This is a genomic window from Burkholderia pseudomultivorans, assembly GCF_001718415.1.
In the GTDB taxonomy this organism is placed as follows: domain Bacteria; phylum Pseudomonadota; class Gammaproteobacteria; order Burkholderiales; family Burkholderiaceae; genus Burkholderia; species Burkholderia pseudomultivorans_A.
Window position 1 is genome coordinate 2167022 of sequence record NZ_CP013377.1, and the last position, 25905, is coordinate 2192926.

23 protein-coding genes and 3 pseudogenes are annotated in these 25905 nt (G+C 61.6%); all 26 read right to left on the reverse strand.

What is annotated here, in order from left to right; translation table 11 throughout:
* Positions 1 to 290: 290 nt before the first annotated feature.
* Complete coding sequence (locus WS57_RS09205; RefSeq protein WP_059514150.1) at positions 291 to 1157, reverse strand: hypothetical protein; 867 nt, start codon at positions 1155 to 1157, stop codon at positions 291 to 293.
* A 61-nt stretch (positions 1158 to 1218) separates the two neighbouring features.
* Positions 1219 to 1710, reverse strand: a complete 492-nt coding sequence (locus WS57_RS09210; RefSeq protein ID WP_059514147.1) for a DUF2514 family protein — start codon at positions 1708 to 1710, stop codon at positions 1219 to 1221.
* Entirely contained in the window at positions 1707 to 2204 is a 498-nt protein-coding gene (locus WS57_RS09215) for a lysozyme (RefSeq protein ID WP_059514144.1), read from the reverse strand. The genes WS57_RS09210 and WS57_RS09215 overlap by 4 nt, the downstream gene beginning before the upstream one ends.
* A complete protein-coding gene (locus tag WS57_RS09220) occupies positions 2197 to 2409 on the reverse strand; it encodes an HP1 family phage holin (protein WP_059514141.1) in 213 nt (70 codons plus the stop codon). The genes WS57_RS09215 and WS57_RS09220 overlap by 8 nt, the downstream gene beginning before the upstream one ends.
* 42 nt (positions 2410 to 2451) lie before the next feature.
* On the reverse strand, positions 2452 to 3171 hold the full coding sequence (locus WS57_RS09225) for a hypothetical protein (protein ID WP_059514138.1): 720 nt from the start codon (positions 3169 to 3171) through the stop codon (positions 2452 to 2454).
* Positions 3171 to 3479 carry a hypothetical protein gene (locus tag WS57_RS09230; RefSeq protein ID WP_208610292.1) on the reverse strand — a complete coding sequence of 103 codons (309 nt, stop codon included), beginning with the start codon at positions 3477 to 3479 and terminating at the stop codon, positions 3171 to 3173. Before WS57_RS09230 ends, WS57_RS09225 begins: the two co-directional genes overlap by 1 nt.
* Positions 3479 to 4216, reverse strand: a pseudogene (locus tag WS57_RS38255) (DUF1983 domain-containing protein); the annotation flags it as partial. The pseudogene WS57_RS38255 and the gene WS57_RS09230, both read right to left, overlap by 1 nt.
* A 510-nt stretch (positions 4217 to 4726) precedes the next feature.
* A pseudogene (locus tag WS57_RS38360) lies at positions 4727 to 7321 on the reverse strand (phage head spike fiber domain-containing protein); the annotation flags it as partial.
* 1005 nt (positions 7322 to 8326) lie between these two features.
* Positions 8327 to 10894, reverse strand: a pseudogene (locus tag WS57_RS38260) (host specificity protein J); the annotation flags it as partial.
* Entirely contained in the window at positions 10891 to 11454 is a 564-nt protein-coding gene (locus WS57_RS09240; protein WP_069244360.1) for a tail assembly protein, read from the reverse strand. The pseudogene WS57_RS38260 and the gene WS57_RS09240, both read right to left, overlap by 4 nt.
* Positions 11451 to 12203, reverse strand: coding sequence for a C40 family peptidase (locus WS57_RS09245; protein WP_069244081.1), 753 nt, complete (start codon positions 12201 to 12203; stop codon positions 11451 to 11453). Before WS57_RS09245 ends, WS57_RS09240 begins: the two co-directional genes overlap by 4 nt.
* A 49-nt stretch (positions 12204 to 12252) precedes the next feature.
* Complete coding sequence (locus WS57_RS09250; RefSeq protein ID WP_069244082.1) at positions 12253 to 12936, reverse strand: phage minor tail protein L; 684 nt, start codon at positions 12934 to 12936, stop codon at positions 12253 to 12255.
* Positions 12936 to 14615 (reverse strand): tail fiber domain-containing protein, encoded by a 1680-nt coding sequence (locus WS57_RS35610; RefSeq protein WP_081337593.1) that lies wholly within the window; start codon positions 14613 to 14615, stop codon positions 12936 to 12938. Before WS57_RS35610 ends, WS57_RS09250 begins: the two co-directional genes overlap by 1 nt.
* Before the next feature lie 8 nt (positions 14616 to 14623).
* Positions 14624 to 14962, reverse strand: a complete 339-nt coding sequence (locus tag WS57_RS09260; protein ID WP_069244084.1) for a phage tail protein — start codon at positions 14960 to 14962, stop codon at positions 14624 to 14626.
* Positions 14962 to 19062 (reverse strand): phage tail tape measure protein, encoded by a 4101-nt coding sequence (locus WS57_RS09265; RefSeq protein ID WP_069244085.1) that lies wholly within the window; start codon positions 19060 to 19062, stop codon positions 14962 to 14964. Before WS57_RS09265 ends, WS57_RS09260 begins: the two co-directional genes overlap by 1 nt.
* Before the next feature lie 13 nt (positions 19063 to 19075).
* A complete protein-coding gene (locus WS57_RS09270; protein WP_059514113.1) occupies positions 19076 to 19357 on the reverse strand; it encodes a phage tail assembly protein T in 282 nt (93 codons plus the stop codon).
* Positions 19354 to 19818, reverse strand: a complete 465-nt coding sequence (locus WS57_RS09275; RefSeq protein ID WP_069244086.1) for a phage tail assembly chaperone — start codon at positions 19816 to 19818, stop codon at positions 19354 to 19356. The genes WS57_RS09270 and WS57_RS09275 overlap by 4 nt, the downstream gene beginning before the upstream one ends.
* A gap of 30 nt (positions 19819 to 19848) precedes the next feature.
* Positions 19849 to 20313 (reverse strand): phage tail tube protein, encoded by a 465-nt coding sequence (locus tag WS57_RS09280; RefSeq protein ID WP_059514107.1) that lies wholly within the window; start codon positions 20311 to 20313, stop codon positions 19849 to 19851.
* A 57-nt stretch (positions 20314 to 20370) separates the two neighbouring features.
* Complete coding sequence (locus WS57_RS09285) at positions 20371 to 20715, reverse strand: DUF3168 domain-containing protein (protein WP_069244087.1); 345 nt, start codon at positions 20713 to 20715, stop codon at positions 20371 to 20373.
* Positions 20712 to 21134, reverse strand: a complete 423-nt coding sequence (locus WS57_RS09290) for an HK97-gp10 family putative phage morphogenesis protein (protein WP_069244088.1) — start codon at positions 21132 to 21134, stop codon at positions 20712 to 20714. The genes WS57_RS09285 and WS57_RS09290 overlap by 4 nt, the downstream gene beginning before the upstream one ends.
* Complete coding sequence (locus WS57_RS09295; RefSeq protein WP_081074386.1) at positions 21127 to 21453, reverse strand: phage head closure protein; 327 nt, start codon at positions 21451 to 21453, stop codon at positions 21127 to 21129. Before WS57_RS09295 ends, WS57_RS09290 begins: the two co-directional genes overlap by 8 nt.
* Positions 21453 to 22019 carry a hypothetical protein gene (locus WS57_RS09300; protein ID WP_059514096.1) on the reverse strand — a complete coding sequence of 189 codons (567 nt, stop codon included), beginning with the start codon at positions 22017 to 22019 and terminating at the stop codon, positions 21453 to 21455. The genes WS57_RS09295 and WS57_RS09300 overlap by 1 nt, the downstream gene beginning before the upstream one ends.
* Before the next feature lie 6 nt (positions 22020 to 22025).
* Positions 22026 to 22211: a hypothetical protein gene (locus WS57_RS09305; protein ID WP_059514170.1), complete on the reverse strand. Its 186-nt coding sequence runs from the start codon at positions 22209 to 22211 to the stop codon at positions 22026 to 22028.
* A gap of 59 nt (positions 22212 to 22270) precedes the next feature.
* Complete coding sequence (locus WS57_RS09310; protein ID WP_069244089.1) at positions 22271 to 23578, reverse strand: phage major capsid protein; 1308 nt, start codon at positions 23576 to 23578, stop codon at positions 22271 to 22273.
* A gap of 100 nt (positions 23579 to 23678) precedes the next feature.
* The gene (locus WS57_RS09315) at positions 23679 to 24647 is read right to left on the reverse strand and encodes a S49 family peptidase (RefSeq protein ID WP_069244090.1); all 969 of its coding nucleotides are present in this window, start codon (positions 24645 to 24647) and stop codon (positions 23679 to 23681) included.
* Positions 24644 to 25903: a phage portal protein gene (locus tag WS57_RS09320; protein WP_059514087.1), complete on the reverse strand. Its 1260-nt coding sequence runs from the start codon at positions 25901 to 25903 to the stop codon at positions 24644 to 24646. Before WS57_RS09320 ends, WS57_RS09315 begins: the two co-directional genes overlap by 4 nt.
* Positions 25904 to 25905: the final 2 nt, after the last annotated feature.

A 25905-nucleotide genomic window follows, 5' to 3' on the forward strand; every position in this document is an offset into this window, starting at 1 on the left:
CGATTAATGGTTGTATCTTTAATTAACAGTATTTCAAAAAATTACTTCCCGCCCCTATACTGTGCATGCACCCACCCTCGTGCCTGAGAAAGGTGCTTTGGAGTCCCGACCACTACCCCCGTGGTGGTCGGGACCTTTTTGGGGCAACACGGGCCATCCAATCGTAGTCGAAGTCCGGCCCCCTTCTATAGAGGAAACTCTCCAAACGGCGCGAACCCCGACTACGTTACGCGGTGGATTCACACCTCTGAGACTTAGCGATGGAGCCGCCGCTCGTCCAGGCGCCCTCTCTATTTCTTCACGGGTTCGATTCCCCAGCACTGAGCGGACCGCCCATCTTCCGGGATGGCTTCCGGGTTGTACTTGCACTTGTTGATCGTGTCGAGCGCAACGTTATAGCGAGCGACCAGGGGATCGGCAATGCTGTCGACATACGCTGCCTGCGCGGTCGCATTCGGCGTTTGACAATCGCTTCCCATCTGGTCCGGTGTCGGCCGAGTTCCGCCAATCGCATTCCCGATGTTGTCGCCGCTCGCTCCCAGTGCGTACCAAAGTGCCTCCGTAGCAGTGAGAATCTTGTAACCCGATGCGTCGAGCTTGTCGGGCAGACACGACATCACCGGGTTCGCGTAGAACACCACATTGCCCTTGATGTACTCGCGGGCGGCAAATACGCGAATGTCCTTGTAAAACTGATCGGCCATCGCTTTCTTTTCCGGCGTGTCGATATACCCCGTCATGTCGTCATACTGGAAGTTCACCAACGTCCACGTCGAAATATTGACTTTGGCGGCAAAGATGTCGTTGAGTGTCGGCCCCACGCCATCGTTCTCGCTCATAACGATGTCGTGCAGCTTCGACCCGTTGACGATACCGGGATATACCGCAATGTCCGCGCCTCGCGCCTTGAAGGCGTCCTGAAGCGCCGTGATTGTCGGCTGCACATCGCCAGAAGAATCGCCCTGTGAAGGCGAGGAACTGGAAACATCGGTTGCCGCGGCCATTGCTCGCGCGCGCTTTGTCGCAACGAGCGGGACACCCGAATATGTGAGCTTGATCGCCGGTCCTGACGGTGCAGGACCGCCGTCATCGCCGCCGCCACACGCGGAAAGGGAAAAGCAGACAGGAAACGCGAGTGCTGCGAGGATTTTCTTCATGTCTTGATTGGTCTCAGGCGCTAGTTAATATCTTTCACTTCTGCGTATCGCAGTTTACAGATTAGTTACCCAGCCTGTCATCTGCGAATTTCAGGGCGTCGTAGTCAGCTTGGCACTGCTGGCCGGCAATGCCCCGCTCGTCAGCGATTTTCGCCAGATCTCCCGCTCGCGCATCAGCCCGGCCGAACAAGTCGGCAAGCAGATCGAGGGCGTCACCGGTTGTCTGGCCTCCGGCCTGAGTGGCGGAATCACGAACCCGCCCGATGAGTTCGGCGACTTGCTTGCGCAGGCCGTCAGCAGCAGAAGCAGCAGCGGCAGCATCAGCGCGCGCCAAATCTCGTTTTTTCGATGCATCTTCAGCATTTCCCTGTTGTTGGCGAGCGATCCGGTCGCTCTCGTCCCGCTCGGCAACGAGATCCCGAATTCGCTTCGCCTGCGTTTCGACCACGGCCGATTGATCGGCATCGCGGTGCCCCTTGAAGTAGCCGCCGGCCGAGCCGACGACGATCGCCACGATGACGGCGAGCCAGAAACGAGGATCGGCCAACATCACAACCCCCGTTCGCACAAGGCACGCTCGAACTTGCGACGCTCCACCAATCCCGGCAATACGCGACCACCGCCGTAGATCCATTGCGGCTTACCTGTGTCGGATTCGTTCATCGCTCGGCATGCCCCCTTCCAGTTGCCCGCGTTGAATCGCTTCGCGGTCGTGCTGCGGCAATACGCACCAACACCAATGTTGTAGGCAAAGCTCACACCGGCCGCGAGCTGATACGGATGCCCTTTCAGACCCGGTGTGCACTTCAGTGCCGGCTCCGCATGTTCGATGAGGCGCTGTTCAAGCCGAGCAACGCATTCGTCGTGCGTGAAGCGCTGGCCGAGCTTCACATCTTTCGTGTCGCCAAAGCATCCAGTGACGATCCCGATTGGGTCAGGCCCAGCGACCAGCACCTCGCCCTCGAACTTCGGAACCATCGAAAAAAGAAGGGCTGCCGCAGCAGCCCCCACCACACCGACAAGCGTCTTCTTCGGCACTTCAGCCATCGTGCTTCCCCATCTCCAAGATGCGCATATCCGACTCGCGCTGTTCGCGGCGATCCTTCCGCCACATAAAAAAGAAGTTGAGTCCGAAGGTCGCCATCGCCGTCAAAATGCCGACGATCACCCCGATATCAGTCAACGTCAGCGATGACGCCACAGCCGTAACACTCCCTACGTAGCTCGCGACTTCAGTTGGACTCGCTCGCATCTGTTCCCCGTAATGAAAAGGGCCGCTCAGTTAAGCGGCCCGTCACACAATCCCTGTCCCATCCAGCACCATGAAGCGCTGGCGCCACTGCTCTCTAAATCCGGAAAATCCGGGCTTTCTCCCGCCTCCGTACATCGTTGTTCCCCAACTTATCGTTTTGCCGCTGACCCGAATCGACGTGAGTTCGACACCCGCAGGGGAATAGCTCCATCCGACGTGGACCGGATAAATGGCCGACACAATGACCGGCACACCGTACGTCCGGGAATTCCATTTTGGATTTGGCGCGTCGGCAGACACCCAACCTGTCCCTGGAGGAAAGTACTCGTCAAAGATAACGTCGAGCACGCGGAGGAACGGCTTCGAAGAATCTGCGATGAGATCCCCGCGCTCGTTGAACACCTGTAAGCCGAACCTGCCGGAAGCCACAGGTACACGATCGAACAGAAAAAAGTAGACGGTACACTCGCGCTCCGTAACGAAACGCAGCGTATATGCCGATCCACTAACTTCCGTGCTCCAGATCGTGATCCCCACGCCATCCGACGCAAACACACCGTACATCGGCCCAGCCGTTGAGGTGAATGTGAAGGAGACATTCGGCAGGTTCGCACCGAAGGAAATCCCGGCATCGTTGACCACGAAAGGCAGGCCGGTCGTCACCGACTGCCCCGCCATCGCCTGCACCATTTGATAGTTCGGGGTGGAGCCATCAATCTGATACACGCCCGAATCAGTGAACGCCTGAAATCCTGCTCCCATCAATACACCCCGAAAACGATCCAGCCCGGAACCTGCTTATACGCATTCGACCCACTCGCGTTGCCGCTATAGGACCAGCTCACACCGAACCTGTCGATCGAGACTACAGGCGACGGCTCCGCACCTGATACTCGATAGAAAATCCTGTCCGGCATGAAGGACCAGAACGGTTCACCGCCGGACAGGTCGGCCGCAATAGATCCGTTATTCCCGTCTACGCGGACGATGCCGACTACCCGACCCGCGCGCGACTGCGCGTCGAGAATGGGACGGCCGGCACCGTCAAAAATCTGGAGTCCGGCCGCCATCACCACATCCCCATGCGCACCCGCAGTACGCCGTTGCCGTCATAAACCCGCACGCTGCTACCGTCGAGCACCAGTCGATTCCCGCTGCCATCGGACGCGTTGATCTCGAAAAAGCCGTTCTTGTCGATACGCCAGCCCTGTCGACCCGCGATGTAGTTATCGGACTGGATGTAACTGCCGATCATCGCGTTCGTAATCCAGCCGGCGCCGATGAGCGCCTGGCGGAGAAACACCTGCCCGCCCTGCACCACGAACGGCACAATCGACGATCCCCCGTTGTTCGGGTCGACCACGGCAAAGCGACTCGCCGAGACCAGTACCTGCGACTCGACTACACCGCTGCTGTTGTCGATCCCGACACCGATGCCAGCGATATACGTCTTGCCGTCCGTCGTCACCTGCGTCTTGATCTGGTACGACGCAGCAACACGCCCATTCAGATCCGCGTACGACTGCGCAACTGTTTGGACGGCGGCCTCGGTGTCGTTTGCCTTCGCGCTGATCGTTGCAATCTGGCTGGCCTGCGCGCTGTCGGCATCCACCCGAGCCTGAGCCTCGTTTTGAATACCGGCGAACAAGTCGGCCTGACCCGATTGCATTTGGGCCGTGACCGATTCAATCTGCTGCGCCAGCGCCATATCAGCCTCGGCACGTGCTGACTGTTCCGACCAGACTCCGGCCATGACCTGTGTCGACCCCGCAGCCTGGTTCGAGTCGCCAGCCATCGGCACGTTGATCTGTGCCGACACGCTCTCGATACGATTCGACAGCGCGCTATCGGCATCCGCCCGAGCCTTCTGTTCCGCGGCGATCGCGGCCGTGTTGCAGTTGGCCGTCGCGGTCACAGAATCGATGCGCTTACCAAGCGCCGAATCAGCATCGGTTCGCGCGGTTTGCTCGGACGCAATGGCCGACTTGTTGCTGTTCGCGGTCGACGTCACGGCATCGACTCGCGTCGACAATGCACTATCCGCGTCGGCGCGAGCTTTCTGCTCGGCGGTGATCGCGGCCGAGTTTGCTGCGGCCGAAGCGCTTACCGTATCGATACGGCTCGACAGCGCATCGTCTGCAGTTGCCCGCGCGCTCGCTTCGGTCGAGATCGCAGCTGCATTGTTTGCGAGCCCGATATCCTGAGACAACTTCCAGTCAGCGCCATCCCACACCAACAGGTTGTTGTTACCGACCGTGCTCACTGCCGCATCGGCCGTCGGGATGTACCGTCCGGCGCCCGCCAGCGCCTCCAGTTGCTGCCCCCAGACATAGATACCGCTGGTGCCGTCTCCCTGGTACGTCGTAGACCCGTTGAAGGCCTGCGTGCGCAGAATGATCGACGTGTCCGCTGTAGTGAACTGCGCCGTGTACACCACGCGCCACCAACCCTCCGACAACTGCGTCGCAGCGTACGAATGCGATCCCCTGGACAGACTCGGCCCAGAAAACACCCCGGTATCGGCGTCGAATACCACGCCACCGAACGTACCGGTGTTGTTGCGGCAAAACACCTTGATTTGGAGCTTCGCGCGTTCTCCGGACTTGACGTAAAGCGAGCGCGTAAACGGCTGGGTCGGGTCAATGCTCGGATATTGGTCGAAGTAATGCTCACCGTTGTCCGTCGACTCCACCAGCTTTTGCGCCCTCGCCCCGTCAAACGGTCCAGCAATCGCATCTTTCACAATCGAGCATCGGACCTTCGACCACGCCCCATTCGTGTAGTCCTCCGAGTACCGAATCAGGTTCGTGCTGCCGAGATCAATCCATACGTCATTCACCGCCCTGGCGATCGGCGTGATCGATTGTCGAAACGTGGCGTTCTTCGCATTGGTCTGCGCCTGCACCAATGCGATGCTCTCCGCGTTCGCTGCGTCGCCGGTGACGCGAGCCGTCTGCTCTTGCGTGATTGCAGCGGCATTCGCCGCCGCCGTTGCCGTGACAGTGTCGACACGCTTACCAAGCGCGGTATCGGCATCCGCTCGGGCTTGCTGCTCGGTCGCGATTGCTGCCTTGTTCGCGCCGACATCCGCAGTTACCGAGTCAATGCGCTTACCGAGCGCCGAGTCCCCGCTCGCCCGAGCCGACTGCTCGGCCGAAATCGCGGCGGAATTGCCGGCAACGGTCGAACCGAGGGAGTCGATCCGATTCGACAATGCCGAATCAGCCGAAGCCCGCGTCGATGCCTCGCTGCTGATTGCGGCCTTGTTTCCGTTCGCCGTGGCCGTGACTGCATCGATTCGAGTGGACAACGCACCATCCGCGTCCGCTCTGGCCGTTTTCTCCGCTGTGATCGCCGCGGTATTGGCCGCCGCAGACGCCGTTACGCTGTCGATTCGGCTCGAAAGCGCGCTGTCGGCCGACACTCGCGCATCGACCTCCGTCGCGATCGCTGCCGCGTTATTGGCCAGCCCGATGTCCTGCGACAGCACCCAATTCGAGCCATCCCAGACCAACAGGCTGTTATTGCCGATCGTGCTGACGGCGCTGGCGGCCGTCGGGATATAACGTCCAGCTCCGGCAAGCGCCTCAAGCTGCGCGCCCCACAGGTAGATGCCGCTAACGCCATCTCCGCTGTAGTTGATCGTCGTGGCGTCCATAGCCACGCCGACCCGAACGATGTAGGCGGTGTCGCTCGTTGTGAACGAAACGGTCTGAGAAATGCGCCACCATCCACCGTCCAGCGGGACAGCCGCGTAGGACTGGACACCGTTGGTGACGGCCATGCTCGAGAACTTCCCGGTCTTCGCGTCGAAAATGACGCGCGCGTACGTCCCCGTGTTGTGGGCGCAATACGTGTACAGGAAGACACAGGAGCGCTCAGCTGCTTTGACGAAGATCGAGCGCGTATACGTGCCGGTCGTATCGAGGCCTGCGGGGACTTGATCGAAATAGTGAGCGTTCGAATCGGTATTTGTCCCCTCCACCAACTTCTGAGCCGTCTGCGCACCATCCGGCGCGGCAGCGGCGGCAACGACCAATGACACGCGCTGCTTCGACCACGAGCCTGCCGTGAAATCCTGCGAATTTCGTAGCAGGTTGGTACTTCCAAGGTCGATCCAAACGTCATTGACCGCCTTGGCAACCGGCGTGACCGACTGTCGGAACGTCGTGTTCTTCGCGTTAGTTTGAGCCTGGACCGCGGCGATACTGCTCGCGTTCGCAGCGTCACCATCAGCACGCGCGGACTGCTCCTGCGTGATGGCCGCGGCGTTCGCGCTCGCCGTCGCTGTAACCGCGTCGACGCGCTTACCCAATGCGCTATCAGCGTCGGCCCGCGCCTGCTGCTCAGCCGTGATCGCCGCCTTGTTCGAACCGACATCCGCCGTCACGGCATCAATACGCTTGCCAAGCGCCGAGTCGGCGCTCGCCCGCGCACTGGCTTCGCTGCTGATGTCAGCCTTGTTGGCGTTCGCAGTCGCCGTCACCGTATCGATTCGACCCGACAATGCTGCGTCCGCAGTCGCACGCGTGTTCGATTCAGTCTGAATCGCGCCGGCGTTCTGCCCGACCGATACCTGCAGCGACGAAATCGCCGATGCGTTCGCCGAGTCTGCGGCGACACGCGCATTCCTCTCATCGACGATCAGACCGCTCGGCAACGTTTCCAGCTTCGCGTTGCTCGGATCTTGCAGCCCGGTCAATTTCACCGAAAGTTGCTGCCGCGCCGTCGTCTCCGCCGTGTCGGCAGTCGCGCGGGCCATCGCTTCATTCGTGAGCGCAGCGCTGCTCGCACCGGGTGCCGGTCGGCCGACAGCGACCCAATCGATTTCGAAAAAGTCCTTAGCCGTCGGCGCCAGCGCCAAATACACACGAAGCTGGCTGACGCTGCCGCTCCACGCCTCGTTCAGCATCACGACCGCGATGCCGCTCTCGTCGTAGTCCGGCTCCGGGATCGCCAGGTTCGACCACGTGCCCGCGATGTTGCGGCCGATGAAACCGTACCACCCCGGATTACCCGTCTTTCGAATACGAAGGCGAACCTGTCGATATTCGTCGCCGTTGATGTCGAGCGATGCCGGTGATTGCACGTACCCCTTCGCAACCGCCGGCGGCCTCAGCCAGGACGCCGTCACCGTCGGCGTCCCGGATTGCGCCGTCCAGCCGTCTACCCCGTTCGTGAAATACCAGATTTGCGCATAGTCGAACTGCTCGCCGACGCCGGCCTGAAGCTGCGTGATCTGCTGTACGACCGACTCATACTGAGTCACGCGCGCGTCGCGTTCCTGACCGATCAGCCCACTCGTTACCTTGCTGAGATCGGCACCGTCGTACGCGCCGCGTAGCTGCGTCGCCAGTAGCTCACGCTGGTTCGCCTCCGCGTCAACAGCGGACGCGCGCGCTACCTGCTCGGCCTGGATAGCGGACGTGTTCTGCCCGATCGCTGCCGTGTTCGTATCAATTCGGCTCGAGAGCGACGAGTCCGCCGCCTGCCGCGCGGATTGCTCCGACGCAATCGAAGCGCCGAGCTTTGCGGCCTGATCGGCCAGCTCGCGCGCCTGCACATCGGACGCGGCCTTGATGGCTGCGTCGCGTGCAGACGCTTCGCCGGCGATTGCCGTTGTCCGAGCCGAAGCCTCGGCCGCGAGTGCCGCCTGACGGTCCTCGATCTCCTTCTTGATGGCCGCGATGCGGTCCGCGACTTCCTGCTCAATCTCCGCGGCGCGTACTGCAGCCTCCGCAGCGATGGCCGCATTCCGCGCCAGCACCTCATCCGCCAGCGCCTGCGCGCGAGCGGATGCCTCCGCATTGATCGCACTGGCACGCGCAGCCGCCTCCGCGGCGATCGCGCTGGCTCGGTCCAATACCTCCTTTGCGATCGCCGTCGCGTTGCTCGAAACGTCTTTCTGGATGCTAGGAATCGCATCGATCGGCTTCTTCAGGTCATCCCCGAGCGCCGAATGCCAAATCTGACCTTCGAAATACTTTTCGTACTCGCTTTGATCAGTCGCCGGCTGGCCCTGCACACCCGGCCCGGTAGCCGGGAACCACGATCCGACATTTCCCGACCGGTCAACCAGCCGCGCCCAGAAATAGAACACCTGACCAGGCGCCAGCCCTTGAATCGACGTCGACGCCTGCGGATATGCGAAGTCCGACAGCTTGATCGCGTCAGCACGGTTCGTCGTGCGGCTTTGCCATACCTCCGTACGTTGCGTGTCACCTGCCGTACCGTCGGCCGGGAACGACCAGCTAAGGTTGATCCCGTAGACGACGCCGGCCGCCTTCAGCGATGCAACCGCGGGCGGCGGCGTCGTTTTCCCGGCCAGCGTCGTTTCCGCGCTCACGGCAGGCAGCGACGTGACGTTCATCACGTTCTGCGCACGAACGCGAGCGACATATCGGCCCTGATAGATCCCCGGAATCTCGACCTGCAGGCCGCCCGTCTGAGCAACGCTAACCCAGTCGCCGTTGTCCTTCCGCCATTCCGGGAGATACGTCACAGCCTTGTCAGCGGCATCCCACGCGATAACCATGTTGGTTTTCGCGATGCCCTGATCGACGACCGAGTACGTCGAAATTCGGACATTCGCCGGAGGCGCCTGTACCGAAGGCGGAACGACTGTAATCGGACGCTGCTGAATCTGTGCGCCGTCATCGATCGCCGCGTACTTGCCCGGTTCGTGCTTCGTCGCCGTGATCGTGTACGCGATCTGCCCTTCGTCGTCGCTTTCCTGCACGCTGACAACTCGATAGAGCTGCGCGGCAATTTCGTCACTCTCCAGCATCCATACTGCGCCGGAAACCGGATCGGCATCGAAACGGTCCACCAACACCAGCACGTCGCCATCGGCCGACTTCACCGCTCGCGACTGCGCCACACCCGACGGCAGGATTGCCGTGAAGCGATCGCCCGGCGCGACGGTCGGCGCCTTGTCCAGCGTGACGACATTCCCGGCCACGGAACGAATCCGGCCGCCGATGCGCCGCCCCGCCTTCTTCGGATCAGCAATTGCGATCACCTGACCCGGGCCGACCAGGACTCCATCCATGCCGACCTGAAATGACACGGTGCCGGCTTCATATCTGGATGTCAGCAGAATCCACTGTCCGAGCCGATGCGCCTGCGCCTGCGACGTGCAGCCGAACGCAGTGACCTGCGTCTTGACGACGCCGTACCGAGCAATACCGTCCTCGTCAGGGACGTACTCGACGGCCTGCTTGTACTGGTTCGTCGGATCGTTGTAGCTGACGAGCGCAACCGTGTACCGCGTCTTACGCTCGCTGCCGACATACCGGAACGCACCATCGATCACGTTGGCCGCGGTGTACACGTACACCGGATCGGACGGCATATCCGCCGACGCAACTACGGCACCCGGCCCCCAGTACGCAATCCCCCGGAAAACGCTGGCGATGTCCTGCAGCACTTTGAACGCGTCGGCCGCCGACTGGATCACGCAATTGCACGTGAAGCGCGGCTCGACGCCGCCCTTGCCGTCCGACACCAACACATCGCAGTAGCGCGCGATCTCGTACAACCCCCACTTGTCGATCATCGACGCATCTACGGTTTTGCCGAGGCCGTAGCGATCGTTCAATAGCAGGTCGTAGAAGATCCATGCCGGATTGTTCGTCCACGCTAGTTTGAACGTGCCGTCCCACGCCCCCGAGTACGTGCGCGTCTCGACGTCATAATTCGACGGCACGCGGACGATCAGCCCGCGCACTTTGTACGACCGCACCGGCACTTGCGAAAACGAGCGCGCGTCAAACGTCATGCCGACAAGCGCCGTCATCGGATAGCGCAGCTTCCGATCGATGACCTCGGTGATCGCCTCGATGTTCACCGTATCGGCAATCAGCGAACTGTGCTGATTCGGCGTGATGCGGCGCACGCGCACCAACCAGCCAGCTTTCGCGCGCGGCAATTCGATCCGATGCGAACGCTCGTAGAGCGACGTCGTCTTGCCGTCGAACGCTGCCGACAGCACCTGCGCATACGAACCGCCGTCAACCGACAGATCGATCGCATATTCCACGCGATAGCCGAACACGCCCGACGCAGGGTCGCTTTTCTGAAGTGCCGGCACGCCAAATCGAATTCGGACCGCCGTGAGCTGCGGGTTCTGCACCTGACGTACCCACGGCGCGTCAGACGTCAATTGCACGCCAACAGCCGATTCGCGCTCGACAGCCGGAAAGCCCGGGATGAACTCCTGATCGATCGTGCCCGTGCGAACGTCAACACTGTAGTTCTGGAAATTGACCGAACCGTCGGAATTCTGGATTGGCGTGCCGTCGAGATAGACCGACTGCATGCCGTTGACGAGCCCGACAATCGGCCCTTCCGAAATGATGTCGAGCACCTTCGCGCGTGCCGTGGAATGGAGGCTGTCCGGCGACTCACTGCTCCCTCCGCCGCCGCCCCCACCTTTCGCGCCGTTGATGCGCTTCCGGCCGGATTCCGCGTATAGCTTTTTCACACCTGATCCTCTGCGTAGATGCCAGAACTGGCGACCTTCGATCCCACGACCATCTCGCCATAGACCAGCGGAAGCGGCTCGCCTTGTGCCGCGCTGTTGACCGGTCCGTTGAAGTAGTAGGACGTGCCGTTATCAGCCACGCCCGCGAGCCCGGCCTGTTGCGGGCTCAGCATCTGGGCGACACCGCCGAGCGCCATGGAGACGCCCAAACCGATCAAGGTCGGCTGGTTGAACACGAAACCGGCAACGGCGAGTGCAGCGCCGAGAATCGTCTGAAACAGGCCGCCGCTTTTGCTGCCGATAATCACCGGCGCAATTCGGATTGCGTCGTCGCCCACCGGTGCGCCGAGATCGTCTTTCGACAGGTTTCTACGCCCGTTGAAAACAGCAAATGTCAGCCCCTTGCTGCGGGCCTCCAGCAAGAATTGGCGAAAGCCGGGAATGAGCACCGACAATGCGCGCACCGCCTCTGCAGTCGACGACACGGCCAACCGATGAATCCGGCCGAATCGTGCGCCTGCGATCCCGTAAAGCCTCACTTCACGCAGTCGTTCGTTCAATTCGCGCCTCCGACGTAACGGAGCACCGTCGTGCATGAGTCGCGCCACATCGAACCCCATACGGCTCGACAGGACAGCCGCCCGTACATGTGATGCCCGAACATCCCGTCACCGAGATACACACCGGAGTGATTCGGCACACCGTTCTTGCTGCGGACCTGCATCAGCAACACGTCGCCCGGTTCGAGCGTCGCGTCTCGCCCCATGTCGAGGAAACCCGCGTCCTGGTAGTGCGCGATATACAAGTTCGAGTAGCCGTCGTTCCACCACCCATCCTTGCGTTCGAAATCCGGAAGTGCGACGCCGCGCTCGGCGAGATACCAGTCGCGCACAAACGCGTAGCAGTCGAGCACGCCATGCACGTATTCGCGTCCGTACAAGGGCGCGACGTATCCGCTCGGGCCGAACTCGCACCAGTCGTCGACGCCGAGCGAACCATCGGCCTGCACGCCCAGCGAGACAACCAGCCACGACGCGATGCCGGCGACCTCGCACATCGCGCGATCGCCCATACTCGGCTGTGCAGCTCCATTCGGATGCGAGTGCACGACGGCGACGACCTCACCAATGTCCTCAGCTGCCGCATAGTCCTCGGGCTCAATCGCAAATTGCTCGGTCGGCGACATCGCAACATTCCGGCAAGGCACGTACTCGTCGCCAGCCTCAGCTCGCACGACCAGCCCGCAGCACTCGCGCGGATACTCGGCGAGCGCGTGCTCCGCGATCGCTTGCTTGATTCGTTCGTCCATAAAAAAACCCGCCAGTTGGCGGGTCCATGTAGTGAGGTTTGATTGATGGCTAGGCGAGCGTGTCGCACAAAAAACCGCCGTGCGGTAGCGGGTTATTGGCGCCGTATCGGCACTCGCATCCGCTGATTTTTTGACTGCATCGGTCGAGTGCCGGGTCACTCACCGGCATGTCGTTCTTGTCGAAGAACACCATTGCGGTGTATCCACATTCCGGGCCGCGATAGCGCCACTGGCACGTCCCGACAATCTGACGCGCCGGTACTTGCTGACCGCCGAAGTCGAGCGGCGACGACAGCGTGAACTCAACCTGCACGCCAGGTTGCTCGTCGCTTTTCTGCTCGACTCGCCACTGCTCGATCGGCCACTGTTCATTCGGGTCCGCGGACGGATTCCCGTCCGGGAAATTGATTGCGTCGAGATACTTCGCGAGCGTACGGCGACGGTACACCTTCGCTCCGACAAGATCCTCCAACGCGATACACATCGCTGTGATCGTGCCGTTGATGTCGCCAACGGTCAGCGTCGGCGACGGCTGTCGTGCATCTGACGTCCGCTCGAACCCAGCCCCCTGAATCGGCCAAGGCCTGTACTCCTGTTCCTGCCAAACGATAGACCTCGATTGCGAATGGCCATGAAACCGCAGAACTTCGCCGCCGATCTCCGAACAGTCGAGCTCGAATAGCTCGATTCGGTGACCGGGCTCGAGGCCCTGAATATCCGCCGTGATCGCCATCAAACCTCCGTTGTCGCTTCCGGATCGCGCTTGAGCGCCTGTACTTCTTCTGACAACTTCTGGATCGCATGTAATGCAACCGTGAGCAAACGAGTAGCATCCGGCGACAGCGTACCGTCGCTAAGCGTGTTGACGAGCCAGGGCGCAATGCCGGCCGCTTGTTGCGCTAGTACACCGTGCTCTACGTGGTAGCCGCCGTGCGCAGCGTCGTAATCAAATTCATAGAACTTGAGCGATTGGACGAGCGCAATAGGATCAATCTGCGTAGGCTTGATGTTCTCTTTGTAGCGAGCATCCGAGGTAAAGTAGTTCGTGCCAATCGCACCGATGTCTGATTGCCATTCGACATAGCCGTTCGACCTCCTGGGCTGATTGACCCACGCCCCATTTGCCTGTGGATGCTGCATCACCAACCATGCCAGTTCTTTCGTATCCCTCTTTCTGAAATATGGCGCGGTCAGCGTATTCGAGCCGAATCCAAAGTTGCTAACCGAGTCGGGGCCGATAAAGGTATCAGTCAGCAACCTTCCTTGTGCGGTTCCGTCTACTGAGATTTGCGGCGAACTTCCGTCCCACGAAATGTTGTATGTGTGCCCGTCGCGAGTAACGTAGTTCCCAGCAGCCTGCTTCGAGTTCGGGTCGAAATTCCCGCTATCCCAAGGCGTTTTACCCGCGAAAGTGGGGCGGCCGGAAAACGCTGGTGCACCAGCGAGATACGCAATGCTCGCCTCTTGGGAGTACAGCGACGGCCATGCACCGCCTTCCAGTTTGATCCTACGGAACTGGACTGCTGCCGCGCCAGGGGCGACGACATTGGCATCACAGCCCTTGCGAATGCGCCCGTAAGCAGCACCCGTCGTTGTCCCCGTAGCGGTGTACAGATTCCACGATGCCGACGACGTATTCGATAGAGAAAGACGTACAACGTCTTTGGCAATCAACTTCTTTGCAGAATCGTACGTATCGAGCGCAACATACATGGTTCCTGGCGTGCTTCCCGCCATTGCCATCTCAGCCTGCAAACAGACAGCACTGGGAAACAAGATAAAAAAATCAGACACGTCCTCCAAAGCGCTCCCGCCCGGGATAGCTGACGAGTTTCCGAATTTTGGCCCGCCGTTTCCCCCGTCGTTTCTAGCGCCGAAATTCGCGGAACTCCATCCGATATCTCCGAACTCTGCGGTGCTATTAAAGAGCAGGTTGTATCGGTGAACCGCAACAAGCGAACCTCCGAGGGTCATATTTCCCCTGACGATCTCATCTGCGAGATATGAACGGCCTCGCAAAAGCACACGCCACACGTTCCCGCCGTCCGTATCTACTAATATGGACTCCCCGACATTTAGATCAATTGTGGTAAACGAATTTCCGGAGCCCGCCGCAGCGGCAATTGTGACTTTCTTCCCGACGTTACGTAGGTGGATAACACCGTCGGTCGGACACGTCGACGCGATCGGCAGATTGACTGTTCCTTCCGACGAGAGGTTGATATTCACCCGCTTACCGACATGACCGACGGTCAGTACCTGCGCAGCCGTAATCGTTGATGCCGTGGTGAGCGGCACTTGCGCGTTCAGCACATCAACGTTCCCGTTGAATTTCGTGTTCGCCGTACGCTGATCGTCTCCACCGGAGCCCGTCGGAATCGTTCCGAGATTTGCTTTTTGAAGTGATGCCATGTCAACCCTTACGGCGCGAATGTCTGTTCAAACTGTGCAGTGATCGTGTACACCTTGCCGTTTTTCACCGGCTCGGTGTACTTCTCGCATACGAAGCGTCCCTGCGGGCGAAGCGGCGGCGTCCAAAAGAACGACACCGCGCCGGCGTGCGAGTCGAGGAACGCGAGAATTGCGGAAATCGTGTCAGCCTTCCCGACAAACCGCAGGTTGTAAGTCGCCACCCGATTGTTGAGGCCGTCCGCCGAGCGCTGCGTATACCCGTCACCGAACCCGGCCTTTCGCACACGTAGCGCTGTATCGCCGCCGAATCCTTCAACAGTCGGCGACCAGATAAACGTATCGGTCATTACGCAACCCCGTTCCTGAGTTTCCAGAGCGAACCACCTTGACGACTTTCAGCGGCAATTAGCCCTTGGATCAGTTGCTTAAGCTTCTTCACGAACTCAGCGCTCGCCATCATCTGCGATGGATTGCCGGATCCGCCGTCGATCGTCAACGGAATGTTTAATGTGACGCCACCATCCTGGCCGCCGGGCACGCTAACACCGCCGTCGCGGCCGCCAACGAGCCCGCCGTTCGCAAACTTCGCGAATCCGACGTCGCGCCCGCTGTTGATCGCCTCCAGCAACCGAAGAACGCCCGGCTTCCGAACGGCAGAAGCCTTGACCACGAACTCATCGTTCGAAAGCCACGCCGGGATGCTGTCGCTCGTCGACGTCCCCGGCCCGGTAACGCGGCCGCCCGTCGCAAGATGGAATCCGTACGCATTTCCACCGCCGCTCGCGAGCGCATCGGTCAGCCCACCACCGATACCACCAAGCAGGGACGACGAGCTGAATCCGCTTGCCGCCGACGCACCCAAGCCGATCGCATTCCCGAGCCAACCGAACACGGGCGCCAGCGCCGCCCGCGCGGCGAACCGCGCGAGATCGGCGATCATGCTGTCGACCAGCCCCCGAAAATCCAACTTCCCGGTCGCCGCGAACGACGTGACCGCATCCTCCAGATTCCGGAACGAGCTGGTGAAGGCTTCCTCCGCTCGGCCTGCGGCGTTCTCCGCCGACTCCTGGTACAGCGCAACCGCCCGGCTCGCGCCAACGCGCCAATCACGCTGCATAGCGAGGCGTTGATCGAAATAGCCGCGTTCGCGCTCGACCTGCTCGGCCTCGGCACGGTTGATGCGGTCAATCTCCGCCAGGTACTCCGGCGAATTGAGCGTGCCGTCTTTCCGCGCGCCCTTCGTCAGCTCGTCACGCCGGCGCCGGAATTCGTCGCTGACACGGCTCGTCGCTTGATTCAGCTCGCGCGCGTTGTCACCCATCGACATCGCAGCGAGTTCGCGCTCGACTTCGCGCTGACGTTCCGTCGCGTAGTCGGCCAGTTCAGCGTCAATCTGCGCGCTGCGCTCCTTCAGCTTGTTGATCGCGTCGTGATAGCGAACTTCCTTTTCGAGCTGAACCGCACGGTCGTATGCCGCTCGAATCGATGCCTGGTCACGGATTAGGCTCTTGTCACCGTCCGACAGCTTCGTGCGCTTGCTGGCCAGGTCGGTCAGCTTCTGATCGAAGCCGATCCGGTCCTTCTCCGACTGCGTGAGCTTGTCGGTCGCGACTGCTTCGACGCGCAACTGCGCAATCCGCTGCTCGATGTTGTCGAGCAGACGCTGGCTCTCCGGGTCGGATCGCGCGCCACCCGACCGAGCCTTGTGCCCCAAGGCCGGCGCATTGACGCTGATCCGGGCGACCTGCGCAGCCGACTCCGACACCGTGTCGTCGAACGCCTGCTTGCCGCGAGCAGCCGCGGCAGCGCGAGCGGCGTCAGCGTTGAACCCGAATTTCTCGAATTTCTTGCTGACGAGATCCGCCTGAAATTCAGCCAGGGCCGCGGCAACGACCATCTGCTGATTCATCAGCGCCAGTTCGCGCGTCAGGTTGTCGATATTCCGACGGGCACCGGCCTCGGCCTTCGCATCCTTGTCCTGAATCGCCTTTTCGAGCGATTTGTACGCGTCCGCTCGACCAGCCATCAAACCGGCCTGTCGCGCCTCGGCAGCGTTTGCGCCCTTCGTCTTCGCCTCGTATTCAGCCCGCTGCCGCGCGGTCATGCCGATGACGTCCGATGCTTCCTTCAGCTTGTCGACGTACTTGTTCCACGCCTCGGCACCCATGCCGCCCGCGAAGAAATTGTTTTCCTCGGTAAGCAACCGGATACCGTCTGCCGCACTGCGCGCCGCTGCATTCATCGCATCGAGCGTGCGCGCTCCCTTGTCAGCGGCCGCGCCGGCGATGTCAATGGCAGATGCAGCCCTTACAAGCTCGGATCGGAGATCATCCCCGCCCTTCGTCGCATCGACGAATACGTCGACGAGTCGAGATAGCTCGCGCGACTTCTCGTCGACGCCAAGGTTCTCCGACTTGATCCGGTTCAGTCCCTCCATGAACCGATCCAGCGCGGCCTCGTTCTCCGGCGTGATGATCGGTGTACCATCGCCGAAGTTTGGAAGCGTGACGCTTTGCGACGCTCGCGCAGCGAGACTCGCATAAGCCTCCGCGATGTCGCTCGCCGCGGTGGCCTGCATTTGCTTTGCGCGATCACGCTCGACCTGCTGCAACAGCGGGGAGAGCTGCCGATACTTCTCGATGATCTGATCGAGCGGCGCCTGCATGTCGATCAGGCTCGACGTCGCACTGCTCGCGTGATCCCGGAAAACTAACCAGTTCACGGCAGCGCCGAGCGCAACCGTGCCGACAGTCGTGAGAATGCCCGGCAGGCCGCCAACGACCGACAACAGCCCGGAGCCGACTGTGCGCATCAGCGAGCCGGCGCGCGCCGCAGCAGTCTGCGCTACCGCCGCACGTTCGGTCGCAGCAGCAAGGCCCGCAGTCGCCGCCGTGGCACCGCGCTCGGCACTTTCCCGGGCGCGCGTCGCTGCCGCCACCTCGCGCTCCGCGACAGCGAGCCCCTTTTCCGTTTCCGCCAGCGCGGCCGCATATCGCGTTTGATCGACTGTGCCCTTGGCTGCGGCCGCCTCCAACGCAGCGCGACGTTGTTGCGCCAGCGCGAGTGACGCCTCTGCGCGCGCAAGCTCCCCTTGAGCCGCGGCAGTTTCGCGCGCGATGACCGCTGCGTACGGCGTCCCGGCGATCCGCGAACCGATCTCCTGGCTGTTCGCAAGATTCGACCGCGCCGTCGCGACCTGCGCCACGGCACTCGCCTCGATCGCCCGCGCCTCGGCGAGCTTCGCCTCCGTATACCGGATTGAGCCAGCCGTGAGCGCCGACTGCATGGCAAGGCTCTCGCGCATCGCGCGCATGCCGGCCAGTTCCGCCTGTGCCGCAACCTCTGCGGCCTGCGCATTCTGCAGTTTCGCGGCCGCCGCATCGCGGTCGCTCTGCGCCCGCGTGATCGTCACCAAAGCGGCCGCGTTCTCCGCCTGCGCCTTCGCGAGCAGCGCCTGGCGCTCGGCATTCCACGCGATCGCCGACTTTCCGGCAGCCACTGCCGTCTGGACGAAATACACCGCGAGTCGGCCGGCAGCGAGCGACGCGCTGATCTTCGCGATCTGGTCGATATGCTCGGCAACGTAGATGATGCCTTGCGACAGCTTTGCGCTCGCGCCCGTTGCCTGATCGGCCTCACCGATGTACTTAAGAATCTCCGTATGCAGGCGCGTCATCGACTGATCGACGGTCACCTGCATCTTGGAGAACAGCGCGTCAGTGCTCGACGATGCGTTCTTCAAGGCGTCGATGAGGTTTTCGACCGTCAGCTTGCCGGCTTCCGCGAGCCCCTTCAACTCGGACGAGCTGCGCCCCATCCCGCGCGCGATTGCCTCGGCGACGCCCGGCAGTTCCTCGAGCACGCTATGCAGGTCTTGGCCGCGCAACTGACCGGACGCGAACGCCTGACCCAGCTGCACGATACCCATCCGGGCCGTATCCGCCGAAACACCGGAGAGCGCGACCGCTTTGCTGATCGTCTCGACCAGCGGGCCGACCTCCTTGATCGACAGGCCGAGGTGACCGGTATTGTTCGCGATCCGCTGGTACAGTTCGGCCGTCGCGTCGAGCGGCTGCCGCGCCGTACGCGCGATTTGGACCACATCGTTTTGCGCGATCGCGAAATCGATCTGGTCTCGCGTAACGATCTTGAGCCGGTTACTCAGGTTCGTCCACTCATCGGCGTACTCGATGAGCTGATGCACGCCGAAAGCCGCGGCCGCCGCCTCGGCATACCCGCGAATGGATCCGCGAGCGGCCTCGATCGCGCGCACCGTGACCTGGACGCTCGATGCATTCGACGCGAATGCTGCGTCGGCGGCCCGGCCTCCGTCCCGGACCGCGTTGAAATACCCGCCAGCCGTCGACGCCAGCCCGCGCATACGTCGGTCGTATTCGGTCGTGTTCGCGGTAACGCTGACAATCAGCTCGCGCAGACTCGTTGCCATAGTTCTTTTCCGCCTACTTTGCCATGCTCGCGAGGGCAGCGAAGAATGGATCGTCCGCAACCTCTTGAGCCGCCTCCGACTCGCCGCCGCCCCAGTTCGGCAGCATGTCGGACACCTTCACCTTCGCGCCCTGTGCCTGGAACACCGCCGATGCGACCATCGCGGCATGCAGGTCGTAGCGGTCGTCGCTGATCGGCGACTCGGCGTCCAACGCCTGCCACAGCACAAACTCGGCCGCTGACATCGACGAGCGCAGCTCGGCGAGCGTCTTGCCGAGGCGCAGCGCCAACGTCAGTTCGAGTCGGAGGTCGGGGTTTCGGCGGAAGGCTTTTTTCCCGCTTCGTCCGGATCGGCGTTGAGATCGCCCAGCTCGATCGCCTTGGTAACGATACGGTCGTGCGCAACGCCGAACGCTTCGGCAACGGCCTCAACGTCACCGTCTTCGAATTCGCGGCGCCAGCCCTCCGGCGTGTCGACGAACAGGACACGCACGAACAGGCGCGCGTACGACGTCCGGTAGTCTTCGGCGCTGACGCGGGCGTACTTCGCGCGCGCCGTCTCTTGATCGTCGTCAGGCTCCACGCCCGCTGCCATGCGGAGCGGTTCGAGCCAGAAGGCGCGATCTTCGAGCAGCGGCTCACGCACCGCGACGGTGACGCCGCCCCATTCCGGCATCGACAGAAATTCGTGCTTCCAGCCGGCCAGCGGATTGAGAATCGCGGCGCGCAACGCGCCGGTTTTTGTCTTGTTGCTCATCTTCTATTCCTCACTGGTTCATCGGATTGGTCAGCCTGCCGGCGGCGCCGGCGGCGGCACTTCCTTCGGCGAACCGCTGACACGGACGCTGTACGTCGACGTCACGATGCCGTCGACGCCGGCCGACCACGTGTACTGACGGACCATACCGATGAACAGAAACTGCGCGCCGTTTCGGAACGTGACGCGGAAAACTCGCTTTTCGCCAGTTCCGCGCGCAGCCCGGAGGATCACCTGGCCCTCGTCGTCGGACGAATAGTTGCCGTCGACCGAAAACTCCCCCGGATCCGGCAGCCCCAGCTCGGATTCCTTTTCCTCGCTCGCCAGCGTCGTCGCATCGATTTCCGACGACTGCCCGCCCTGCCACTGGACGGTCTTGCTCGTCGTATTCAGATCGACGAAGACGAGCGTCTTGTCATCGAGGTCCGTCGAAACGGTCTTCGATACCTCGACCTTCGTGCCTTGCGCCTTGATGCGCTTGCTTTTCTCGGCCATAAGCCCCTCAGAATGAAAAAGGCCCGCACTCGGCGGGCCAAACAGAAATTGAATCGGTCAGAACTGCACGGATATTTCGAGACTCACCCGGAAATCCCCGGTATCGCTCGAAAAGTCATCGGGCAATTCGCTGACACCACCGACGGCGAATATCCCGCTTGACGACGCCCGGTCGATCACCCGATCGGCGATCGCGTCTGCCTCGGTATAGGTACTCGCGTACACGTCGATCTGGAACACGCCCGACTTACCGCCGGTCGCTCCGCCAAGCGCAATATCGCGCTCGCCGCTCACTCGCGACACGACGTAGTACGGCGATTGCGCTTTTGACCCGGCGACGCCGACGTACCCTTTCGCGCTGCCTACGGACCCGATCGCGTCACGGACGACAAGTGCACTCAAAGTCCACCCCCGATCACCATATCGATCGCACGTGCAAGCTCCGTTCGAATCGCGCCCTCGGCCTGGGCAATCGAAGCGTCAAAGGCTGGTCGTATGAACGGCTCCGCCCTCATGTGCTGCGTTCCGAGTTCCACAAAGCGCCAGTAAAAAGCATTCGTCGGCGACTCGGCCTTTCCCTTAGTCCGAACTCGCACACCAGCCGTCGCGATGCCCGGCGACTCTTTCTGACGAAGCGAGGTCGATTGGATGTTGCGCTTCAGCTTCCCCGTCTTCTTGGGCGCTCGCGTCCGAGCTTCATCGCGGATCACTTTTGCACCCGCCAACGTCGCGCGCCGGAGCGCCTTCGTCGACTGCGCCTTCGCGAGCTTTGCGAAGTCGGCTTGCAGGTCAGCCAGCCCAAGTACTTGGACACTAGACATACTTCTCCCCCACCTTTACCGACAGGTCGAGATACCCGCGCGTACGCGCGGGCAGCACGGCCGTGATGTCGTACAGCCGACCGCCATACCGCACGCGCATTTGCTCGTCGATTCCTGCTCGATAGCGAATGCGCATGCTGGCGACCGTGGAACCTCGCACCGCCCCCGAGACGACGTGCTCTTTTCCGTTCACGAACAGCACATCGGCCCACGGGCGCGCATGGACTACCCATGCGCCCGGCAACGGTTCGCCATTCTCGTTTTCTTCACCGCTCGGCCGCTCGATGACGATTCGCTCTTTCAGTTTCCCGGCCTTCATCAAAACCTCGGTGGAACGGTGATGGAATCGAGCAGGAGATCGGCATAGCCGTCCGGCATTTGCGCGACTGTCTGGCCTTCGGAGAACAGCTCTCGATGATCGTAGGCCCATGCCGCCGCAAGAAGCATCCACGAGCGCACCGACGGATGCTTGTCGATGTCGATACCGGCCCGATACGTGATCGTCACGACACTCGCATGAGGCCACCGAGCGGTGCCGAGCGGAGCGCAAAGCGTTTCTCGGCCCAGTTGAACTACCTCATATCCACCCGGATCGAGCGTCGATGCAAATCCGGTCGCATCGCGCGCTTCGATGCTATCGACACCGAGCACTTGCCCCACGGACAACGAGAACTCACCAGCTGGGAAGCCGGCAAGCCGTTCGACATACCGCGCTTTCCGGATAGCCGCACCGGACTTTCTCTCGGCTGCCTGGCGCGCACCTGGAATCACGATGTTTTCGACGAACTGGCGTTCATCTTCATCATCGATTCGACACTGAATTGCGACTTCCTCGAAGGTAAGCGGCTCAACATCGTCCAGGTATTCGACGAGAACAGCAGCCATCCCGGATCACCCCTTTGCCGCTGCGGCCTTGCCCGTTTCTGCCTTTTGCGAGGCTTTCGCCTCCTTCGGTTCTGGCGCGGACGCGTCCGCGATTCCTGCATCGACGAGCCGGGCCGCGTGCTCGTCTTCGAACCCAGCGACATCGCCGGGCGTGTACTGTGCGTAGTGCCGCTTGAACTTGACCACCTTCATGTTTTTCTCCGACATGCTGCCTGCCCGCCAACAGGCGGGCGGCACGGTTACAGATTCGCTTACGCGCCCCAGGTCACGCCGGCCAGCACGGAAATCGACTCGACGTGACGCGGACCGAAGTCGTTCTTCGCGATCACGCGGATCAGCGTCTGATCGCGCTGGAACGCGCTGATCATGTTGCCGTCGGCGTCCTTGTAGGTCGCCTCCTTGCTGTAGTCGATTTCCAGCGTTTCTTCCTCGCCGATGAACACGTCGCCGAAGTCGGTGAAGTAGATTTCCGACTCGTTCGCACCGTCGCCGAGATTGATCGGCACTTGCGTCGTCTTGCCGACCGGATAGCCCTTCAGCATGCCGTTGGCGAGTTCCGGATAGACCTTGTTGCCGTTGCCATCGCGCAGGCCTTCGAGGAATCGGAACGTACGCGGCGCCATGATCCAGCCCGGCTGCGTGAGGTTGGCGTCGGCGTTCTCCAGCGCCAGAATGGCCTTGCCGAGATCCGTTTCGATCTTTTGCAGCGTCGAACCGTCGCTGGCCGGCAAGACGTTGCCGGGAAGCGCCCAGAAGCGGAGGCCCTTCGGGGTGTTCGCGGTGCCGTCGTCGCGAATGAATGCCTTGTCTTCGCGCGCCCCGATTGCGGCCGTGAGGTCACCGACCACGATCTGATCGACGTTGGGATTCACGCCGGCGTACTTGATCAGGTCGTTCGCGATCGGGACCAGCGCGGCCATCTTCTTGGCCGTCAGCTTCAGATCGTCGAACTGTTGTTGCGTCGTCGGGATGTCGGTGTCGGCGCCGATGTAGCCGACGATGGCGCCGCCCTTCAGACGCGGGATGGTGATATTTCCGTTCGAGAGCGGCAGCGTACGAGCGCCGAGCTTGCGGACCACGGACTTCGGGCGCAGCAGTTCGATGACCTCGCTCGACAGGTTCTCGGGCACCAGGACGCCACCCGCGCCCGGCGAAAGGGTGTTCAGCGACATTGCGACCTCTTCGCCGAAGCCGCGCTCGATCGCGATTTTCGACGCGAGCTGCGCATCCCCCCGCGCCGCCGCAAGCGCGCGAACCATGCGGGCCATCTTCGCGCCCTTCACTTCCTGCGCCTTCGGCTGTGCCGGCACGCTCGCCGCGGCCGGCGCAGCAACGGCGGCCGGCGCCGGGTCAACCGGCACTGCCGCAGCTGCGGCCATCCGCTCCGCCGCTTCCGCGCGCTCGATCTGCGCAGTCAGATCGTTGAATTTCGAGCTGAGATGATCGAATTCGGCTTGCTGCTCGACCGACAATGCGGTGCCGCCCAACTCGATCGCCGCAAGCGCCTGCACACGCTGGTTGACGGCTGCGCGTTCGCGGCGGAGTTCATTGATGTTCACTTACCTTCTCCTAAAAAAAATGCCACCCAAAGGTGGCAGTGCTCAACTGAGACGCGAACGCGCTCGGATGTTGATCGTGAAAAATTCGATTTTTGGCCAGTTACATCACGGATTGCATGTTCATCGCGGCCGCGCGCGCGGAGACACTACGCCGCGCGTTGCCGCTCTGGCGCTCGGTGCGCGATGCGCGCACTTCGGCAGCAATCCGGTTGATCGCTGCCTGCGGCGTCTCGACGCTATCCGCAAGCCCTGCATCGACACCTTGCTGACCGAAGAAGATGCCCGCCTGCGTGTCCTTCACCGCTTGCGTGCTCAGCCCGCGGAAGCTCGCGATTGCATCGACGAACTGCTTGTAGCTGTTTTGCACCATGCTGGTGAGGAACGCCAGCGACTGATCGCTCAGCGGCTCATGCGGGGTGAGATCGTTCTTGTGATTCCCGGCAAACACCGAGGTCACCTTGATCCCTTGCTGCTCATCACGCTTCGAAACGTCGAGATGGTTGGCGATGACGCCGATCGAACCCACGCCGGACGTACGGCTGACGATGACCTTCGATGCAGCGGCGGCGATCAGATACCCGCCCGAGAATGCCGAGAAGTTGACGATCGCCGTGACCGGCTTCACCAGCGACGCAGCCCGAATATCGTCGGCCAGTTCGAATGCGCCGGTCGCGCTCCCGCCATTGCTGTCGATATCGAGAACGATGTGCTCGACGGCCGGATCCGCAACTGCCTGATTCACGGCAGTTCGCAGGCCTTCGTAGCTGGTCATCGGCTCGCACGGGTTCATGTGAGCGGACCGCGACACCAGGATTCCCGAAACCGGAATGATGTCCATACCGGTATCAGCTACCAGGGCACGACGACGCTCCGATGCCGCGGCCATCTGCACACCGCTGTCGAACTCATCGTCCTCCATGATCTTCGGCTGTGCGTTGTTCACGGTCAGGTTGACGATGTTCAGGTTGAGCGCGTGATTCGCCCACTGCACCGCCAGCGACATCATCGGGTCCGTGACGAGCTGCGGCTGATTGAAAATCAGACTTGCGAGTCTGAGGTGCGGTTTCAAGAAAGGATCCTCCCAATTTCGTCGATCTGCGCTTTCGTCGGCTCGGACTTCCCTGGAGGGAATTGCTGCGGCTTCGACGCGTCGACCATGTTCATAGGACTCAGGTAGACGTCGCCGCCCTTGACTGGCGGCATGTTCTCAAGCCGGCGAATGTCGTTGATCGATAGCCAGCCCCACTGGCGTCCGACCGCATAAGCTGCGTAGCGCGACGACTGATCGCCTCGCAGCAGCCCCGCGAGGTTGTATTCGATGAAATACTGCTTGCGCTCCGACGGCAGGAGCAGGTCACGCGTCTTTGCCTGCTCGTGCCGTTTAACCCACGGCAACAGTGTGTAGATGACGAACTGGAGCGACTGATGCTCGATGTTGCTGAATGTCGCCCGCTCCAGCTCGTTCACCATGTGGGCCGGAATTTTGTAGATCCGGGCGATGTCGAGCGCGGAGAGGCGCAACGCGTCAATGAGCGCTGCGTCGACGTTCGTCATCGACAGCGGCTTGAACGTCATGCCCTCCTGCAGAAGTGCGACTTTCTTCGCGTTACCCGATCCGCCGAACTTCGCGTTCCAGCCGTCCGTGATGCGATCCACGCTCGCTTGATCCTTGAGCGCCGGGCTCTCCTTTGGCCGTTCGATCACGCCCGACAGCGCCGTGCCGTTCATGAAAGACTTGCCGGCGTATTGCTGGATAGCCTGCGCATGTCCGATTGCGTTCGCATGAAGCAGAACCGGCGACAGCCCCGTATAGCCGTTGATCGACATCCAGCGAACGTGATGCACCATCCGCTTCGGCATCGGATCGGATCCGTAGATGCGATAGACAGGCATGAGATCCGAGCCCTTCATGACCGTCATGGCCTCGTTGTCGAGCGGATACAGCCCTTGAATCACGCCGTCCGGATCGCGATCGATGAAGCTGTAGCTGTTTCCGCGAAGGCCGGCAGCCACCTGCGACTGCTCCTGAAACTCAAAAGGCGTCTGCCACGGGTTCGGCTCGTACTTCAGAATCGAATACAGCGGATGATCGACCGCCGGCTTCCTGTCGTCGCCGGATCGCTCATATAGCTCGATCGGCAACTGCGCGATGCTCTCCGCGAGCAGCGTGACGCAGTTCTGCAAGACGGTCAGCGACAGCGCGCTCGCGGGGGTAACCACCTGGCCGGCGTCGGATCGCGAGCTACCAAGCAGCGCCGATATCCACCCGCCAGCACCCATCTGCGTCTGGCCGCTGTTGGAGAGCAATTGCCTACTGAAAAACATAG